At 59.8% G+C, this 336-nt stretch carries 1 protein-coding gene; it reads left to right on the top strand.

The annotated features are described in order from the left end of the window. Window positions 1–130 precede the first annotated feature (130 nt). Window positions 131–336: FimV/HubP family polar landmark protein (locus R0J87_RS19080; protein ID WP_498888203.1), on the top strand; the 206-nt coding region annotated here is incomplete at its 3' end.

Below are 336 nucleotides of genomic sequence, written 5' to 3' on the forward strand. Positions count from 1 at the left end.
GGCGGCTTTGCAGCTCCCTGTCGCCGTACAAGCGAACACTGTTCGAATCATGGGGCCGACTGACCAGGTTGCTGAGCCCGCACAACCGCCGGCGCCTGCGGTGTCACCCGCGCCATCGCCCCGACCCGCTGTGACTCAGCCTCGCGCGGCCACACCGCGTCCGGCAATGTCTCCCGGTAACCGTACAGTGGGTATTTACGGCCCGACAGGCGAAAACGAAACCTTATGGTCCATTGCATCACGGTATAAGCCCAATGACAGCGTTTCTATTTATCAGGTCCTCGGGGCAATTTTCCGTGCTAACCCCAATGCCTTCACCGACAGCAACATTCATGG

The sequence above is a fragment of the Halomonas sp. SIMBA_159 genome, from assembly GCF_046536035.1.
GTDB classification, from domain to species: Bacteria; Pseudomonadota; Gammaproteobacteria; order Pseudomonadales; family Halomonadaceae; genus Vreelandella; species Vreelandella venusta_A.